We start from the raw sequence: 16,546 nt of genomic DNA, 5'->3' as shown, positions 1-16,546 counted from the left end.
CTGTGTCATTAGTGCTGTTTGATAGCTTGTTCTTAAACACGATAACGAAGAAAATTATCAAAAGAATAATTTCTCTAGTCTGGATAAGTATTGCATCTACGAGCTCTAGATATAATGCGTTATTCCGAATTTCATATCTTTGAGCGTTATCTAGTAAATTTATTTCTTTATTAAGATCTGTTGAGGCAAAGTAGCCTGTGGTTCTCCCGGCTATTATAACAAGGAGACAGATAAGTCCATATATTCTAAAGTTCTTTAATGTTACAAGTTTTGTAGCTTCTTTGTTTTTAGTACCCCATTTTTTAAGTATCCATATTAGAAGACCTAATAAAGTGAGAACAGTCAATCCGTCCGTTGATACTAAAACAGTAGCTCTCTATTTCTCCGCAGAGTCTCCCGCTTCGGGGACTCTGTCGGAAGCAAGCTATAGGATAGGCGGCACTTACTTAGGTTGTTGTAGATTCTCTGTCGGCACGCAAAGTCCTCTGCGAGAGACTCTGCTCAGACTAGAATAACCTTTTACTATATCAGCGACTATAGATTATTGCAAGTAGCAATAGTATTGATATAATGATTGAAATAGTCAAAGGAAATCCGATAGGTTTTGCTCTATACTTCACATCTTTTCCGATGTACTTGTCCCAAAAGGTAGTGATGAGTCCTAATCCGCCAGACCCGTTTAACAATGTCAGCCAATATTTACTGACGGAAGGGACGTTTATTATAATAATTGAAATAATGAAGTAGGCTATTCCGAAACCAATGATAATTAACTTCTTCTTTTTACCATTGACGTTATCAGCCAAAAGAAAAGCCCCAAAGAGTACGGTGAACACCGATGAGAACGCTAGGATTGCTGCTTTTGAGTAAAGGAGTGGAGCATTCGGATCTTCAACAATATTGGTTAAGGCATCGGCTACCAAATAATTTTGCTCTTCATACTCGGCTTTGGCTCTTGCATGCATCTTCCGGTCTATGTCTTCCAATTCCTGGTCGCTAAATTTTTTGCCACGTTTTCTTAGCTCGTTAACCGCTGCTAGGATTGCTTCGGGAGTATACTTGTTAAAATTGTTGATGTAATCGGTGAGTCCTTCGTCAGACTTCGCCTTCATTACCTCGCTTAAGCTCCTGCTCATTACTTAATCTGTATTATTAGGTCCACAGGCCTTAATCCATGGTTGTGTTAATTGGTAATCGTGCTGTTTGATTGTTTATTTTTGAATACAATTACGAAGTATGTTATAAGTATAATTACTTCTTGTGGGCACGCAGAGTCCTCTGCGAGAGACTCTGCTCAGACTAGATCATGGTCTGTAAGTTTATTCTTTTAAAGCAAAGTAATTTGTAATGGTAAGTATACCGGGCACGGTTGGATATACATCGTCGGTAAGTGTTGCTTTCCGGGTAGCCCGAGAGAGAGAACTACGCTATTGTTTGCTGTCGTAGTGATTAGTGTCCTTTACTCTTCCTTTTTCTTTGTGTCTCCAAACTGCCAAAACATAGCAGTCTGCATGATGTTCATCTGGATTATTAGCAAAAAGTCTTTCGCGAATGTAGTAAGCCATTTCAAATGTGTCTATGAGTCCATACTGGTTTAAGTCGGAGGGTTGAAAGGTTTCATCAAAACCGCCACAATTCGCGAGTGCACTGGTAGAATAGTCTTTGTCCAATAATTCGTATCCAACAAATTCAAAGTCCTTAGTTTCTATTTCTTCGCATTTGTGGTCAGGTTCTTTAACTACCTTTAGCAGATTAAATCTTTCTTTGTCTTTAACTTGTTCGACTACATAATTTAATGAATTGAATAGCCCTGTTACGTAGAGATTATCGACAACAGAAAATTTCGAATCTTCTGGATTTTCATTGTCCTGTTTTACTATAGAGCCATTGAGCATTGTGTCTAACGAAACCAATTCTGTCAGATGTGTTAGTTTACTAAACTCAATAAACTTTGCCCACGAAAAACCTCCCTCATCATAGCCAGGAGCATACGTTTCTGTTGCGGTGTATAAATAGTCCATTATTCTGTAAATCTTTGAAGTGATTTTAAACAATTATAGCCAATGTTGATATAAACGATGCTACATGTATTTTTATTTAACGAGCTCGTTAACATCGTTAGCAATCGCAGCCGTTTCACCGGTCTCGTGTGACCATATATAAATCTGGTCACTCAACTTCGATGGATCATCTGCTGTTGGCAGCAGAACTAACTTGTCACCGAAGCCATTGTCACCTATAGCAATGCCGGTTGAAGGGAAGTTGTCCCATTCTTTTGCGTTCTTTGTTTCTAAAATTATATGGTTTGCTGTTCGCTTGATTTTTTTAACATCAGTCTTGTCAAAAAATGGATAAAGCGTATAGGTGTCATCATCTGTCTCTATCTCTCCTCCATTTTGCCCTTTCATTTTTTCTATAAATATGGGAGGGAATTTAACGCCAAGCTCTCTTTCGGCCTCAGCAATATATTTCTCTTCAATTGGAAATGCCATGATTTAGGGTAGTTGTTCTTTTCGTTGCAATATAAGTCTTGCATTGGCAGCGTAATAACGTGAGGCTCCTATCCGGACAACGAAAAAAAATACTATTATTGTTAAACTGATAAAAGAACAATAGGTATGAAACGCGTAACAGGAATCGGAGGCATTTTCTTTAAATGCAAAGACCCGGAGAAGATGAATCAGTGGTATAAAACTCATTTGGGTTTGGATACAAGTCCATACGGAACAAAGATTGAATGGCAGCAGGAAGCAGACGCAAAAGAGAAAGGATATACCTTATGGAGCCCATTCCCCGACAAGACCAAGTACTTTGAACCTTCTACAAAGGACTTCATGATCAATTTCCGGGTCGAAAATCTCGAAGCGCTTGTAACGGAACTGAAGAAAGAAGGCGTAACTATACTGGATGAAATAGAAGCTTCCGAGTACGGGAAGTTCGTTCACATTCTCGATATAGAGGGCAACAAGGTTGAATTGTGGGAGCCTTAGTGAAGAACACGAGTCGGGAAGTCCGGAAGTTGCGATAGATATAGTTTACAAATCCAATTGCACAGAGATCACGGAGGAATGCACGCAAAGGGCACGAAGGGAAATTCATTGTACAGATAACAGTTGCTTTTTACTTCCGAGCGGGGTCTTGTTGAAATGGTCAACCCAAACTTCCGGACTTTCGGTCTTCCGGACTTCCCAACTTCCCAACTTCTTACTTCTGTCTTCTTACTTCTCCTCAATCACGGCACGGAAATTTAAGCAGTGCTTAGGATCTTCTAATGCATTTCAACCATGGAGAACAACGAAAAACAACAGCCGCCTCAAACAACGCAAGACTTCCAGGCTCCGCAGGATGAAAACCCGATGGCAGCGCCAAGGCATTCTCCAAAAAACAAGAAGTCGGAAAAGACTTCTAACCACGAGGATAAAAAGGTAAGAGGACGCCACGTGTGATCTGAGCAGGCGCGCACAACTTTCTTAAAGCATTAGCTATATATAGTTAGTGCGATAATCGTTTTGCGTCTTTTAAATCCAATTGCACAAAGATCTCAAAGAAGACACAGAGGTACACAGAAGAGTATATCTTATTCCCACGGATAACGATTCACCGATAGCGACTCAAACCCAGTCAATTCCTTTCTTCAAAAGATCAAGCGTTCTCTGCTCGGCAGTGCCCGGTTGTGGTTGGTGATTGTATACCCACTGCGCTTGTGGCGGCAGACTCATCAGTATAGATTCGGTGCGTCCATCGGTGTCGAGGCCGAACTTGGTGCCGCGGTCCCATACCAGGTTAAATTCTACGTAGCGACCCCTGCGCAGGTATTGCCAGTTCTTTTCATTTTCGGTATAGGGCAATGTATAGTTCTTCTTCATGAACGCGGTATATATAGGGGCGAATGCTGCACCTACATCTTTAACAAATTCAAAACGCGCTTCTTTGGTAAAGTTGTTATCGGCACGCAGGTTGTCGAAGAAGATGCCGCCTATTCCGCGTGTTTCATGACGGTGTTTGATATAGAAATAATCATCAGCCCACTTCTTGAATTCAGGATAATAGGAAGGATGATGCGCATCACATACTTTCTTAAGATGTTGATGGAAGGTTCGTGCATCGTCTTCGTTAACATAGTGGGGCGTCAGATCTATACCGCCACCAAACCACCACGTGCCGTTGCTCATTTCGAAGTAACGTGTGTTCATGTGTATGATGGGCACCATCGGGTTAACAGGGTGTAGCACAATGGAGATACCGGTAGCAAAAAAGTCAGGATGATCGTTGGTGTCAAGTTTCATCGTCTTCAATACCGGCTCAGGTGTTTTGCCCCACACCGCAGAGAAGTTTACACCACCTTTTTCTATGATCTTTCCATTGGTCAATATGCGGCTAACACCTCCGCCTCCGCCTGAACGTTCCCATGCATCGCTGATAAATTTCCCTTGACCATCAGCGTTTTCCAGTTCACGACAGATGTTGTCTTGTAAGCTTGTAAACCACTCGCGTATCGATTCCTTTGTTACCATAGGGCAGCAAATTTAAAGGTAATTCCCAATTGGGAAATGAAATGCGGCTTTAATTCATGTAACGCTTGGGCTGGTGATTATTTGCTGTTTCAGGGAAATCGCTTGCCTGATTACTGCGTGATACCGTTGTGTTGTAAGGTTGCTCACGAGAAATGCAACGGATTTTTAGAAGTGGTATAGGGTATAGTATAGATTGTGTAGCGATGTTATCATGATTTCACTTTGAATTCGGTATAGCGGAGAATGGGCTGAGCGGGTAATGTTTCGAGACAGGATTGTGGAACTTGCCTCTTCAGATATACCGACAGTGTATTGGTATCACGATGATTGGAGGAACGAAGGATATTTTTTTAGAGAAAAAAGCATGACTTGATTACATATAGTCTTGTATAATACACATTCATATCTAAAGACAATTTTAGCAGGTGGTGGGGGAAGTTAAATTATTGTAAAGTGTAACACGCGACACATCCGTCAATATGTAAGTTCACGAATGAAAAATGACATCCGTTGCCTTTTTTGCAGGGTTCAGGTATAAATATACACTTGTCATTCAAATGCTTCTGTTATGCAAAGGGCCGGCAATGGATGTGGTGATGATGTTATGTTTCAGATTCTTTTTGAAAAGTAATTCTGTTTTATAGAAAATAGTTTTTGTTATTACATTATGCATCAGTATAAATACCGATGCTATACTGCGTAAATAATTCAGGTGTAAATCTACGGTTGTACTGAGTGTGGAGTGTATAGATAGTGGATAACATTGCAGCTACTAACTAAAATATACCTGTTATGATTAGAGAATGCCTGCTCCGGATGTCTCGCTGTCAATCGCATCAACCATATGTAGATGCGTTATTGATAAAACTGTAATTTCCAAATATTACAATCTGTAATTATTGATATATAGTTGAGCGTCTCTTGACCCTTTACCTTAAAATCCTTTTCAAATAGTATGTTTAACAGAATGACTATCCGGCATAAGCTAATCCTGGTGTTTGCCGTATTGATTGCGCTGATGTGCAGTATATTCACAGTGTCTTATTACAATACCGGTGCGATCAACGATCGCTTAAATGTAATTGTCGATCAGAAAGTAGTGCAGCAGCACACGATCCGGCAGATACGGCATTACACTTCGCTGCTTATCATTTATCAGAAGCGTATCAGTATCGAAAAAGACGAACAGAAAATGAGTGATGTCGCCTGGGATATCGACAATACCTTGCGGCTTGCCAAAGGCGAACTTGAGAAGTTAAAGTCTATGAGCTCTGGTGAATTGCTGACGTTGGCTGAACAGATAGACCCACGACTGAACGACCTCGCGCGTGTGAGTACGGATGTGATGAAACTGGCTACGGCCAATACCGAGTACGTTGCAAGCGACCGGATTCTGAATGAGAGCTACAAACAACTGACAAAGGCAAATAGTATATTGAATATACTGTCTGATCAACTTGTGAAAACCGGTACGAAAGGACAAGTGGCAGATGTTTCGCGTATTCGTGAGTTGTTATTTGATTTGTTTATGCAGGAAAAGAATCTGGTTATATATACTTCGGATGAACAACAGGCTCGCGAACTTTCGCAAGCTATACCTTTGGAAAGTAAACTGGACTCAGTTACATCGGCTTTGAGACTTGGACTTAGCGGCAAAAGTGCAGAACTACTCGATCGGTATTCATCACAATTTACAGCATTCTATACGACCCATCGCGAGATTGTAGAACTGGCGCGTAAGAAAACGAACACGAAAGCATTTTCGTTGTCCAATACGCAAGGTGACCAGATAGCCGCTGCGTTGATCAAGAATATTGATGCCTACCTGAGTGTGGTGAAAGCCGATCTGCAAAGAGATCGTGTTGAAACGGATGATATATATTCCGGGGCAGTACGATTTATGCTGTTAACTATCATCTGCTCGATTGTTATGAGTGTGCTCATGGCACTATGGCTGCTGAAAGACATAGGTGGTTCGTTAACAGTAGCTTCACAGGCCTTGCATAAAATAGCATCAGGCGATTTTTCTGCCGATGTAAAGATCAACACACAGGATGAGATCGGACTGATGTTGAAGGAATTGCAAGCGATGATCATCAAGCTTCGTAATTCTGTTGATATAGCCAAACGCGTTTCCAAAGGTGACCTGACGATTGATTTTAAAGCGATCCGGAATTTTGGTGGTGAACTGGATGAGTCGTTGGAACAGATGGTGCATAACTTGCGTGAAGTAGCGCTGACCATTTACAACGGAGCTCAACAGGTAACATCGGCCAGCGTACAGGTAGCTGCGGCAGCACAACAAATGTCGCAGGGTGCTCAGGAGCAGGCGAGTGCCACCGAAGAAGTATCATCTTCAATGGAACAGATGGCTGCCAACATTCTTCAGAATACCGATAACTCGAAAGAGACCGATACCATCGCCACCAAAGCGTTACACGACATTGAGATCAGTAGCCAGTCCGTTGCAAGCGCAGTTGACGCGATTACTTCTATAGCGGACAAGATCATGGTTATAGAAGAGATTGCCTCGAAGACTGATCTTCTCGCCCTGAATGCATCAGTAGAAGCAGCACGTGCGGGTGAGCATGGTAAAGGCTTTGCCGTAGTAGCAGCGGAGGTACGTAAACTGGCCGAACGAAGTCAGCGTGCGGCAACGGAGATAAGCGAGATATCTGCGCAGACGGTAAGGCAGGCGAGGGAATCCCGAACATTACTGAGCAATACACTTCCGGATATTAACCGAACGGCATCACTCGTGCAGGATATAGCGGCTGCCAGTGTTGAACAAAGTCAGGGGGCGGATCAGATTAACCGGGCTATTCAGCAATTGTCTCAAGTCACGCAGGGCAATGCTTCTGCAGCAGAAGAGATGTCATCGAATGCTGAAGAGTTAAATTCACAGGCTGAGGAATTACGTATCGCCATTAGCTATTTCAAGGTCGATCATAGCATGCAAACAATGCTTCATGCCAAACAAAAACGCGGTGATAAAAAAATGTTTGCGAAACAATCAACGGTTCATGCATCAGCCTCGGGCGAAGGTTTCGATTTGAAATTGGACAATGCCGCGTCTGATCAGGACTTCACAGAATTTTAATTAAGTGTGCTATAGATAGCAAGTGCAGTATACGTTGTGTACTGCACGTTGCTTTTTGTAGTGATACATCAATATCGGTGTAGAATGATATATACCTTACGGTGAAATGGTTGTGATCTTTACCGGGCCAAGTAAACCGGCATCAAGCAACGTCCATTCGGGTTTGATGGTAATGTTGGTTTTGGTATAGCGCTTTTCGGCTGATAAGCCACGGTCGCCCACCAACCGGTTTCGCCACGAGTTTGTTACCTCAACTTGCAGTTGATTCGCTTTTGCACGGAGAGGTTTGGTGATCTCGATGCGGAACGGAGGTGTCCATAGAATGCCGAGGTCTTCGTTGTTGAACCTGACGCGTGCTATACCTACATCCTGTACATTGCCAAGTTCAAGGAAGTAACGAACGTTTTCTTTATAGGATGGAAAATCAAATGATGTGGTATAGATGGCTTTGCCTGCGTAATTAGCGACACCAGGTTCTTTGCGTTTGGTCCAGCTTGTCAACGTATCAAAAGTAACGAAGGCCGGTGTGCCCATCCGCAGGTTATCAAACTTTACCTGCCATGGTCCTTTCAGAGTAGTAGCAGTTTTGTAGTGCCACGTATTGTCGCTTACAACTCCTTTTACGGAGGAAGGTATATCGTCTCGAAAAACAACAAACACAGAACCGTACGGATCGAATTGTACCGGGATGATCGTTCTGTCATCTTGCTGCTGAAACGCTTTTACTGTTTTTACTTCACCCGTTACGGCATTCCAGAACTCCGGCTGTTTCCCGCTGACGCGAAACGAAAATGTGGCGGATGTTTCATTTTCATTCTGACTGCTAATAAAGTATATATCGTTTCCCTGTATACTACGGTGTATATAGTCGAACGCACCGTTCGCAGGATTTTCGGTTATCTCAAAATCAGGTTGGATGTTCATCGCTGCAAGTACGTTACGCGCAGACTGTCCCCACACTACTTTTCCTTTGCCAACTTTATGCACTCCCGCAGTAGCGATACTGTTTCCCCACAGCTCACCGGTAAGTCGTCTGAATTCCTCCATGCTCTTTTGCCGGTTGGACAGGCTTATCATGTCTTCCGGTTGGGGTCCAACAACAACAGCTCCATTGGTTACAAGAGTTTTTATTTTTCGCAGGGCAGCCAGCGAGAGTATTTTGTTCGCGGGTATAACCAGTAGCCTGTACGTTGTACCGTGCGGTAATGCTAGTTTTCCATTGTGCACCGTGAGTGCCTGCAGACGATCTTCGTTGATGAGATCATAGTCGTAACCGGGAAGTATATGCGCAGGATCATCTTCTTTCAGGTGACCTATGTTGGGAACGTGATCGCCATAGTAATATACTACATCTGTAACCGTGTTGCCCGGTTGCTGCATAATATACTGGCAGCGCTTCAGGTAATCGAAAAATCCGTTGGCATGTTCCCACCATGTAATGTTAGGATTGATGTGTGTACCGGCAAAATACTCTTGTCCAGGTAAACCCATCTCTTTTGGAGAACAGGTGAACGTATGGAGCAATACCAGGTTAAGGCCGGAGCATACTTCATGATCGAAGGCAGGCTTCATGGTTGCCCAGGGTATATCATTCCAGTGACGGCCGATGGTGGTGAACGATTCTGCGGCCACCAGTCTCTTGTTATAAATATGCGCAGCACTGGATGCCTGCTTCACAAAGAAACGTTCTTCAATCTTCGATCGGTGAGGTGATGGCGACCAGAATTCACTTAACATAATATCGTTGTAACTATAATTCTTCAGACCATCCAGCGGACCAGCATGCGGACCCGCTGACTCCGGTTGAATACCCATGTTATGTTTGGCTGCATGTTCTGCAAATACGCGATAGTGATGTTCGGCTATACAATCACCAATCGTCTTGCGAAAGTCTGCGAGAAATGCATTGCTCGTTTGGCGGTTGTGTAAAATTTTTCCGGCTATGATGGGCAGGTAAGTATATATATCGTATCCTCTGCGTTTTCTGAATTCAGCCGCGAAGTTGTCAGACCAGTTTATACCGCCACATTCCCAACTGTCGGTTTGCAGATGCGTGAGCGTTGTGCCTGCCAGCGGCCCTATATCTTTCAACAACGGTTCTACATGTGTGTTCCAATAACGGTTGAAGTAGCGTTCATTCATATAGTCGATGACACGTCCCTGCCATTTGCCACTGGACGTTGATACTTCTGCACCGCTGGTGGTATAGCCAAAGCGCATGATCGTCCAGTTACCGGCTGGCACATGCCAACGAAGTTTACCGGATGCATCGAGTTTGCTTTGCAGTACAATGATATCTTTTATAGCAGTGTCTTCTTCACCCGGTGAAGCGGGCACATCTTCGAGTAATTTTTCGGTGTCATATCCCGAGCGACTTCCCTCCTTGAACGCTGCTTTTACAGCAAGGTCTCGTATAGGTTGTCTCGTTGCTGGTATACTTCGTTTCGGAAAAGCAATTACCACTATGTCTTTATAGAAGTTATCTTTGGAAATAGGTTTCGGTAATGTCTGATACTTTTTCAACGGTCCGGCCACTGTAATTTCACTCCACGTGATGTGCTTGGTGGCTTCTGCCGGAGTAACATCCGGTCCGCCGAGGTTCCATCCACTTTGTATACTCAGGCTTAGCACGAGACCAAGACGATGGGCTTCGGTTACAGCGTGTGTAAACAGTTCGCGCCAGGCAGGTGTACCAAACATCGGGCCTTCGGGTACATTGCCATTGCCCTGTTGATTTTGTCCACCGGCATCAACGATACAAGCACCGCTGAATCCTTTTGCTTTCATGGCTTCGAGATCGCGCGTGATCGCTTCTTTCGTTACGTTTCCATTGAGCCACCACCACCAGCAACGGATACCATACTGGCTGGGCGGCTGTCGGAATGTTGCGGGTGAAAGCGATGTATCGGTCGCGACTGTTGATTGAGTATGCAGGACTGATGGATTCGTAAAAACAAATCCGGTAAGTGCCATTGTGGAGACCGCGAAGAGCGCGGATATCATGATCACACGAAACGCCATATTCGGTAAAAGATACTAAGGTTAAACACAGAAGCGAAAAGTATATGCGTCATTTTTTCTGTAAAGTGCTTCTATATATACTCTAGTTATACAAAAAAATCCAATCCTGCTTTTGAAGAAGGATAAAGTGAACGAATATCTGGTGAATTAACTGCTTTTTTTATACTTCATGCATCCGGCAGTAACCGGCATCGCAAATGTGTTGTATGATGGTGGATAACTAATTATGCAGGATGACTTATAGTTTAGTGGAGAAGGTTTAACTTTAGGCCGAGACCAACATTTTATCTATGGCGATTGAAGAGACCACGAGAGCCAGAAAGAAACCGCGGACTGCTATAGACCGTGAAGTTCTTTTGAAAGCTTATACCCTGATGTGTACGGCCAAACGTATGGCTGATCTGTACGATGAAAACCGCGACATCTGCAGCAAGTATGTACACAGCACTTCCCGCGGACATGAAGCCATTCAACTGGCAGCAGGCTTGCAACTAAAGCCGATCGATTATGCTTCGCTATATTATCGTGATGAATCCATGTTGCTCGGCATGGGTATAGAGCCCTATGAGCTCATGCTGCAACTCATGGCCAAACGCGATGATCCTTTCTCCGGTGGACGCACGTACTATGGACACCCTTCACTAAGACGTAAAGGTTTCCCGGTTATACCACATCAAAGTTCTGCTACGGGCATGCAGGCTATACCGGCCACAGGTATGGCGCACGGTATAGCATACCTGGAGTCTCAATCTTTATTGAAAGGTGATGATGAGCGATCGGTTGTGTTATGTTCACTCGGTGATGGTTCCGTTACGGAAGGAGAAGTTGCTGAAGCTTTTCAGATGGCGATTCTGAAGCAACTGCCAATTATATACCTGGTGCAGGACAATGACTGGGGTATATCTGCTTCCGGGAATGAAATGCGTGCCATGGATGCGTATGAGTATGCAGCAGGTTTTAAAGGACTTGAACGCATGCGCGTGGATGGTGCTGACTTTGTGGATTCATACCTGGGATTACAAAAGGCAATTGATCATGTACGCAAAAGACAAGGACCTATATTAGTGCACGCACGTTGTCCATTGTTAGGACATCATACGTCTGGTGTAAGAAGGGAATGGTATCGGGGAGAAGATCTTGAATTGCACCGGCAGAAAGATCCGCTGGATAAACTGAAGAGCTACCTGCTCGAGGAAGGCGAAACAACGGACAGCCTGTACGCACTGGAGCAACAGGCAGCAGATACGGTTGCCCGTGATTATCAACGTGCCGTACAAGCGGCCGATCCGGATATCAATGATTTTGACTCACACGAATTTGCTCCATCGCCAATCACAATTGAGACGGGCACTCGCACTCCGAAAGGTGGCGAGAAGGTAGTGATGGTGGACGCTGCATTGCACGCGGTAGATGAAATTCTGAAGAAGCATCCTGAAGCATTGTTCTATGGGCAGGATGTAGGGAGGAGATTGGGCGGTGTATTTCGCGAGGCTGCTACATTAGCGCAGAAGTATGGTGATGCGCGTGTGTTCAATACGCCTATACAGGAAGCCTATATTGTAGGATCGACTGCAGGTATGTCGGCGGTAGGAGCTAAGCCTATAGTAGAGATTCAGTTTGCAGACTATATATGGCCAGGCATTAATCAGCTAGTAGAGGAATTGTCCAAAAGCTGTTATTTGTCGAAAGGTAAATTTCCGGTGCAGGCATTGATTCGCGTGCCGATTGGTGCGTATGGTGGTGGTGGTCCGTATCACTCTGGTAGCGTAGAGTCTGCGTTGCTAACCATTCGCGGTATCAAGATAGTATATCCATCAAACGCAGCAGATATGAAAGGTTTGCTGAAGGCAGCTTTTTACGATCCCAATCCCGTTGTGTTGTTAGAACATAAAGGTTTATACTGGTCAAAAGTACCGGGTACGGGTGATGCCAAAACGATTGAACCGGATGAAGGATATATTATACCGCTGGGCAAAGCTGCTATTGTACAGGAAGCTTCTTCAGAGAAGATTGACAGTGGAGAGTCGTGTGTGATAATTACATACGGCATGGGTATATATTGGGCGAAAGAAGCTTCAAAATCTTTCGCAGGACAAGTGGAGATCATCGATCTGCGTACACTTAACCCGATTGATTGGGACACCATAACGTCATCGGTAAAGAAACACGGGCGAGCTTTCGTGCTGACAGAAGAACCCCTGCTAAATTCATTCGCAGAATCTATAGCCGGAAGAATCTCCAAAGAATGCTTCCAACACCTCGATGCTCCTGTATGGACGCTCGGGGCGGCAAACTTACCAGCCGTACCGCTCAATGTAGACCTAGAGAAAATGATGTTGCCGAATGCAGAGAAGGTGCGTGGTGCGCTGGGAGAACTGCTTGCTTTTTAGTTGCGAGGTGTGAGCTTTGAGCTGCGAGATTTTAAAAGGCTGCTGGCTGCAAGCTACTGGTTACAGGAAAAAATGTGTGTTGAAGTATATATATAGCAGAAACGTAAACCTCCAGCAGCCGGTAGCCAGAGGCCAGTAACCATTTAGAACGGAAAGCCTATCCCCACGTTATAGATAACCGGTTCGCGGTAGTTGGTATAGGTGGTGGTTTCTCCGTTGGTAACTTTGGTTGCGTAGGGTTTGAAGAAACGTACTTTGTCGAGTACGAAGCGGTCGCCTTCATCGCGGGCCGGATCATATACCTTCATGCCGACATCGAAGCGAAGAATGAGGAATGTAAAATCGAAACGAAGTCCGAAGCCGGTGCCCACAGCGATCTCTTTGTAAAACTGATTTATTCTGAACTGCGAATTACCATTATCTACTTCAACGTTGTTCACCGTACGCTTGCGTTGCTGGAACGTCCAGGTGTTACCGGCATCTATAAACAATGCACCGCTTACAAATCCGAAAAGCTTCTGCCGAACTTCAATGCTCGCTTCCAATAATATCTCGGCCGGCTGTTCAATGTTATAGTCAAACAAACCATCTTTCACAGGGTCTCCGTTAGAATCCGGATCTTCTGTTGTCCGCGGTTTGAACGAACCTGGTCCCAATCTTCGCGGACGCCATGCGCGTATACTATTACTACCACCAGCGAAGAAGAATTTTTCATAGGGAAGACTTTTGTTTTTGGTATAGGAGTAAGCAACACCTGAATTGAAACGATATGCAACAGAAGTATTTCTATTGATAACATTATTCCTGCGAAGGTCTAAACTTAGACGAAGGTATTTAAAGTACTCCAAATCGTATTGTGTTACGAGTGATGGATCAACAAAATTCCAAATGGTACCACCGCTCTCCAGTTGCGCCCGAATGAACCCAGAGTTCCTTTCTTGATTGCCATAATTCCTATAGTTCCAGGTGACACCAAAAATTATACTGTTCACGAATGAAGGACGAAATGAATTGAGCAAACTGAAGTTACCCAGTTGCGCCTGTTCTGCCAGAAGTTGTTTGAAATCATCGGACAAGTTTGCTGTATCAATCACACTCATGTTAATAGGAGTGAGTTGATATAGTCTGTTCTTGTTATTCTGCCATGAATAAGTTCCGTTGGCAGATATAGCGGTTCTTCTATACTCAGGGCGATCGGTATAGGCGTATCCCACCGTAAATTTAGTCTTCGGGTTATACGCTGCATGTCGGAAGCGTACGCGATCCCGGAAGGGCCAGATGAATTGAGGAAAGGTGAGTGATGCATTTATACCAGCCTCGGTACTCTTGTAGAAGTTTTGATCTTCCGTAGCAGAGGCGACACCTTCAAAACCAAATCGTCCGCTGATGTCGAATGTCTCCATGCCGTTGAATACATTTCGCTTCTTGAACGTCATGTTATAAAAAGGACCGGGATATCCCTGTGTTACGTTCACGCCAGCTTCGTTACTCCATTCGTATCGCGGCAACGGACTGGTAAATATATTGGCGGTGAATTTACCGTTGGCAGTATCGTAGTTGATGTTTACGAATTTGAAAGCATCCACCAGCGCGAGCTGTCGTTGGGTGTTAAGTGTTTTGGAGCGATTGTATAACTCGCCACGCTTGATGAACACACGCTGGGAGAGTATCTTGAGATTATAGTCATCGTTGTAATAACTGTATTGTATATCCCGGTAGGTACGACCTGTGCGTTCTTTTCCTGGTTTATTTATACCTATATCTGTGGTGAATCGCACTTCATCCACCGTAAACTTCTTATGATAGCCGCGCTTGGCCGGATCGTTGATGATGATCATCACGGCAACTTTGCGATCGGGAGTTTTGTAAGAGGTATCCGTGGCGTACTCTATATACTGTCTGCTGAAATCATAAAAGCCATAGTCTTTTAACAGGAGATCGAGGCGCTCGCGTTCTCTGGTAAAGTTATCTTCATCGTAGCGCTCACCTTTTTTCAGCAGCGAAGTCTGTGTATTACGCTGCACTACATTGTTCACAGCAGTATCAGCAATCTGGTAAAAGATAGAGTCGAGGATGTATGCCTGTCCGGGTACAACGGTATAGGTAACTTTAACACGCTTCGGGTATATCTTCATGGTGTCGACCTTGGCGTGCACCTTGTTAGTAAAGTATCCTTTTGAAAAGAGGTAACTGTGAAAGCGTTCGAGGGTAACGCGTACGAGGCTGCTGTCAAATACCGCGATAGGTTCTCCCCACTGCATTACAGTGTTTCCATTCTCGATCTTGTTGGTCAGCTTCTCGCTCTTCTGTTGCTTTCTGAATTGAAGGTTGTTGATGCGCTTTTCTTTTTTGGTTGCAGCTATCTTGGCATCGAACTTCTTTTCAAATCGCTCCTTCTTCTTGATCATCTTCTCCTGGTCGTAGAAGCGATAGCCGAAATAGTATATGCTTACCAGCGGTGCCAGCGGACGAACAATAAACTTACGGTTAGGGCGCTGTGCATGGAGTCCCTGCAATGCGCTCGCATCGATATGCCGCGGAGCATCAATTCTTTGGCGATACAATAGTTTTTCATTTTCTTTCAGGTGCTTTATACCCAGACAGCCCGAGAGGACGAATGGGAGCAGAGCAGCCGTAAGAAAATATTTATAGTTCAGGGTCCTCAAGCGATACGAATGCTATCCAAAGCAAAAATCAAGTTTATCAAATCTTTGCAAGTAAAGAAATACCGGAAACAGGAGCAATGTTTTGTGGTGCAAGGAGCAAAGAGTGTGCAGGAATTGCTCGCTTCTGACTTTGAAGTGACTTTGGTGCTCGGCACAGCTGACTTTTTCCGGCAACTGAACCGACCTGTACAGGCCGAAACGCTGGAGGTAACGGAGAAGGAGCTCACAGACCTGAGCGAATTCCAGACGAACGACTCGGCCCTGGCGGTAGCCCGGCTCAAACCCAACGACCCGACACAGATACCGCCCAATACATTCGGCATCGTGCTGGACGATATACGTGACCCCGGCAACCTCGGTACCATTATCCGCACAGCCGACTGGTTTGGCATAACGCACATCATTGCTTCCGAAGAAACGGCCGACTTCTACAACCCCAAGGTGATCAGTGCTACGATGGGCTCATTCGCCCGCGTGGAAATATACTATACTAACCTGCAACACTATCTGTCCAAAACATCTCTGCCCGTCTTTGGTGCTTATCTGGATGGTAAGGATGTTCATAAAACTGATTTTGGTTCCGGTGGATTTATATTGATCGGCAATGAATCGCGTGGTATATCGGATGCTTTGGAACAGTTTGTTACGAACAAGATCACGATACCACGGTATGGCCAGGCGGAGTCGCTGAATGCAGCTATTGCTACTGCGGTGATTTGTGATAATTTGGTTAGAAGTAAGAAGTAGATGTAATGCGTAAGAAGTCCGGAAGACCGGAAGTTTGTGGAAGGTGAGGTTGATATATAGCTGCTATAAATGAAAAACGCCTGATCTATTGCTATAGCTCAGGCGTTT

11 protein-coding genes are annotated in these 16,546 nt (G+C 44.4%); 5 read left to right on the top strand and 6 right to left on the bottom strand.

All coding sequences use genetic code 11. The features are described 5' to 3' along the window. Positions 1 to 527: 527 nt before the first annotated feature. The 3 genes from ACFQ21_RS02595 to ACFQ21_RS02585 all read right to left on the bottom strand — a co-directional run bounded on the left by ACFQ21_RS02595 (position 528) and on the right by ACFQ21_RS02585 (position 2,492). The gene (locus tag ACFQ21_RS02595) at positions 528 to 1,136 is read right to left on the bottom strand and encodes a hypothetical protein (protein WP_377574417.1); all 609 of its coding nucleotides are present in this window, start codon (positions 1,134 to 1,136) and stop codon (positions 528 to 530) included. A gap of 291 nt (positions 1,137 to 1,427) precedes the next feature. After that, positions 1,428 to 2,021: a hypothetical protein gene (locus tag ACFQ21_RS02590; protein WP_377574414.1), complete on the bottom strand. Its 594-nt coding sequence runs from the start codon at positions 2,019 to 2,021 to the stop codon at positions 1,428 to 1,430. A gap of 72 nt (positions 2,022 to 2,093) precedes the next feature. Then, on the bottom strand, positions 2,094 to 2,492 hold the full coding sequence (locus tag ACFQ21_RS02585) for an SMI1/KNR4 family protein (RefSeq protein ID WP_377574410.1): 399 nt from the start codon (positions 2,490 to 2,492) through the stop codon (positions 2,094 to 2,096). A 126-nt stretch (positions 2,493 to 2,618) separates the two neighbouring features. Between ACFQ21_RS02585 and ACFQ21_RS02580 the strand changes: the two genes are divergently transcribed. Then, positions 2,619 to 2,990 (top strand): VOC family protein, encoded by a 372-nt coding sequence (locus tag ACFQ21_RS02580; protein ID WP_377574407.1) that lies wholly within the window; start codon positions 2,619 to 2,621, stop codon positions 2,988 to 2,990. 294 nt (positions 2,991 to 3,284) lie between these two features. Next, on the top strand, positions 3,285 to 3,446 hold the full coding sequence (locus ACFQ21_RS02575; RefSeq protein WP_377574404.1) for a hypothetical protein: 162 nt from the start codon (positions 3,285 to 3,287) through the stop codon (positions 3,444 to 3,446). 165 nt (positions 3,447 to 3,611) lie between these two features. Here ACFQ21_RS02575 and hemF read toward each other — a convergent pair whose 3' ends face one another. Continuing rightward, a complete protein-coding gene (gene hemF / locus ACFQ21_RS02570) occupies positions 3,612 to 4,514 on the bottom strand; it encodes an oxygen-dependent coproporphyrinogen oxidase (RefSeq protein ID WP_377574401.1) in 903 nt (300 codons plus the stop codon). Positions 4,515 to 5,469: 955 nt separating this feature from the next. Between hemF and ACFQ21_RS02565 the strand changes: the two genes are divergently transcribed. Beyond that, entirely contained in the window at positions 5,470 to 7,614 is a 2,145-nt protein-coding gene (locus ACFQ21_RS02565) for a HAMP domain-containing methyl-accepting chemotaxis protein (RefSeq protein ID WP_377574398.1), read from the top strand. A 96-nt stretch (positions 7,615 to 7,710) separates the two neighbouring features. Here ACFQ21_RS02565 and ACFQ21_RS02560 read toward each other — a convergent pair whose 3' ends face one another. Beyond that, positions 7,711 to 10,635, bottom strand: a complete 2,925-nt coding sequence (locus tag ACFQ21_RS02560; protein ID WP_377574395.1) for a glycosyl hydrolase — start codon at positions 10,633 to 10,635, stop codon at positions 7,711 to 7,713. Between the two features lie 290 nt (positions 10,636 to 10,925). Here ACFQ21_RS02560 and ACFQ21_RS02555 point away from each other — a divergent pair, with 290 nt between their 5' ends. Continuing rightward, complete coding sequence (locus ACFQ21_RS02555; RefSeq protein WP_377574393.1) at positions 10,926 to 13,025, top strand: alpha-ketoacid dehydrogenase subunit alpha/beta; 2,100 nt, start codon at positions 10,926 to 10,928, stop codon at positions 13,023 to 13,025. Positions 13,026 to 13,168: 143 nt separating this feature from the next. On the opposite strand, the gene tamL is transcribed toward ACFQ21_RS02555, so the two are convergent. Continuing rightward, positions 13,169 to 15,691, bottom strand: a complete 2,523-nt coding sequence (tamL, locus tag ACFQ21_RS02550) for a translocation and assembly module lipoprotein TamL (RefSeq protein ID WP_377574390.1) — start codon at positions 15,689 to 15,691, stop codon at positions 13,169 to 13,171. Positions 15,692 to 15,700: 9 nt separating this feature from the next. Between tamL and ACFQ21_RS02545 the strand changes: the two genes are divergently transcribed. After that, a complete protein-coding gene (locus ACFQ21_RS02545; protein WP_377574387.1) occupies positions 15,701 to 16,438 on the top strand; it encodes a TrmH family RNA methyltransferase in 738 nt (245 codons plus the stop codon). The last annotated feature ends 108 nt before the right edge of the window (positions 16,439 to 16,546 follow it).

This window comes from Ohtaekwangia kribbensis (assembly GCF_042676245.1).
GTDB classification, from domain to species: domain Bacteria; phylum Bacteroidota; class Bacteroidia; order Cytophagales; family Cyclobacteriaceae; genus Ohtaekwangia; species Ohtaekwangia kribbensis.
The sequence above is the reverse complement of the archived record's forward strand: the minus strand, read 5'-3'. Positions and strand labels throughout refer to the sequence as shown.